Origin of the sequence: Nitratidesulfovibrio oxamicus (genome assembly GCF_015731765.1) — a bacterium.
GTDB classification, from domain to species: Bacteria; Desulfobacterota; Desulfovibrionia; order Desulfovibrionales; family Desulfovibrionaceae; genus Cupidesulfovibrio; species Cupidesulfovibrio oxamicus.
The window spans coordinates 1-2,453 of record NZ_VRYY01000386.1 but is presented as its reverse complement, the minus strand read 5'-3'; the positions used below and the strand labels follow the sequence as shown (position 1 = coordinate 2,453).

Genomic DNA, 2,453 nt, shown 5'->3' with positions numbered 1-2,453 from the left:
GCACGGTGCGCCCGGCGTGGGCGCGGCGCGGGTATGCGGGCTGCTGCTGGACCGGGTGGCCTTTCTGGATGTGCACCGCGCGGTGCTGCACCCGCCCACGCCGCAGCAGGCCGAGGCGGCGGGTTTTGTCGGTACGGACGGTCCGGCAAGGTTGCTGGCGGCCTTTCTGCACGAATGGACCCGACAGGGCCGCGACCCTGCCTGCCTGCTGCTGGAAAACATCGCCGGGCAGGACCTGGCGGACCTGCTGCCGGTCATGGGCGACGGAAACTGCAAGGTGTGTCTGGACATGGGCCATGTCCTGACCTACGGTCAGCATAGGCTGCCCGCATCCGCAGCACTGCTGGAGCGGGTGGGCATGGTGCACGTGCATGCCCCCGGCGGCATGGACCGCCACCGCGCCCTCACCGAACTGACGGCGGAAGAAGCCGTCTGGGCCGCGCGGGTGTTGCCCGCCCTGCCGCCGGACGCGGTGCTGATGGTGGAGGTGTTCGCCTGGGATGGGGTGCTGGCCTCGCTGCCGGTGCTGGAACGCCTGCTGGGCGGGGAGCCGGCCTGAAACTGCCAGGCGGGCATTGCCGGACGTCCCTGCCATGCCGGATCTCACGGACATTACGGGTCCACGAACACCACGAACACCACGAACACCACGAACACCGCGAACACCACGAACACCAGAACATCACGGACATCACGAGAGACGCGCATCGGGCATCACGCGATTCGGGGCCGAGAGGAGATCATGAGTTACTTCCGGAAGCTGGAGACCAGGCTCACCCACCTGCAGGAGCTGTTCGACCGCGCCGAGCGCTGGCTCATCGTGATCAACGCCGACCCAGACGCCATGGCTTCCGCCCTGGCGCTGAAGCGCATCATGATCCATCGCGTGGACGACGTGGCCATAGCCCGCGTCAACGAGATCACCCGGCCCGACAACCTGGCCATGGCCCGCTACCTGCGCATTCCCATGGTCAAGCTTACCCCCACGCTTGCCGCCCAGTTCGACCGCTTTGCGGTGGTGGATTCGCAGCCCCATCACCATCCCTCGTTCAAGGATCTGTCCTTCTCGCTGGTCATCGACCACCACCCGCTTGTGGAAGAGCACCCGGTGGTGGCCGACTACAAGGAAATCCGCAACGAGTACGGCGCCACCTCCACCATCATGACCGAGTACCTGTACAATCTCGGCATCCGGCCCGGAAAGCTGCTGGCCACGGCGTTGCAGTTCGGCATCAAGACCGACACCGCCAGCTTCGAGCGCGCTTTCCACGACGTGGACATGCGCGCCTACCGCTACCTGACCAAGTTCGCGGACCACACCCTGCTCTCGCGCATCGTGCGCAGCGAATTCCGGCTGCACTGGCTGGACTACTTTTCGCGTGCGTTCATCAGCATGCACAAGTTGGGCACCGGCCAGTACGTGTACGTGGGCGAGGTGGAAAACCCGGACATCCTGGTGGTCATCGCCGATTTCTTCATGCGGGTGCATGAAATCCGCTGGGCGGCAGTGTGCGGGGTGTACCGCGACACCATCGTGGTCATCCTGCGCGGCGACGGCATGGGGCGCGACCTTGGCCGCTATGCCAGCCTGCAATTCGGCGACGTGGGCTCCGCCGGGGGGCACCGGGCCATGGCCCGCGCGGAGATTCCCCTGACCGCCGCCGAAGGCCGCAACGTGGAGTTCTTCATCTACAAGCGGCTGCTGGCCCCCCGCAAGAAAATGCGGGCGAAGCCCGACCAGAAGCCCGACGCCAAACCCCCTGCCGGGTCCGTTGCCGGGGCGGAATCCGCGCCCGGGCAGAAGACCGCCCAGAAGGCGGTGCCGCAGGGCGAACGCAAATCCGAGCAAAAGGCCCCAGCCGCGTTGCCTGCGGGAACGTCTGTCGCACTGCCTGAGGGAACGTCCGGCATGGCGTCCGCTGCGCCGACTGGCGGAACGTCTGCCGCCCCGACCGGGGCTGCCGCTGCCGCCGTCGCTTCCCGGGTGACCCTAGGCGACAAGCAACCCCCAGGCGACAGGTAGCGCCAAGCGGCAGGTAACCCTGCCGCGCGTCAGCCTCTCGCCGCCAGTTTTCCTTCGCATGCGTGTCGTCTTCGCACGCGGCGCAGTGCGTGCCGTTTGCTGCGTGCGCGTGCCGTCGGTGGCTGGTGGACCCACGCCTCGAGGGGCGCAGGGGGGGCGGTGCGCATCTTCGCGTTGTCCGTCGCCGGGCACGGAAACATGGCAAGGCCGCCCTCCGGGATTCCGGGGGGCGGCCTTGCGTGCGGAGGGAAGGGAAAGGAGCGATGCGCCGGTCATGCCCTTCAGACAAGCCGTGCCCGTCGAAGAAGTCGCGCCTGCCGAGGCTGTCTTGCCGACCGCGCCAGTCCAGCCGGTCGCGGAATCCGCGGAAGCAGCCGGTGATCCGGCGGCTACGCGCCGCGCCGCCTGCGGTCTGGGCGGCCCGCGTCGG

Annotated in this window: 1 protein-coding gene and 1 pseudogene; both read left to right on the top strand. The window is 67.9% G+C overall.

Annotated elements, in window-relative coordinates; genetic code table 11:
* On the top strand, window positions 1-559 hold a 559-nt coding region (gene cbiR, locus FVW20_RS12600), incomplete at its 5' end, for a cobamide remodeling phosphodiesterase CbiR (protein WP_196609889.1).
* Window positions 560-742: 183 nt separating this feature from the next.
* Window positions 743-1,747, top strand: a pseudogene (locus FVW20_RS12595) (DHH family phosphoesterase); the annotation flags it as partial.
* Between the last annotated feature and the right edge of the window lie 706 nt (window positions 1,748-2,453).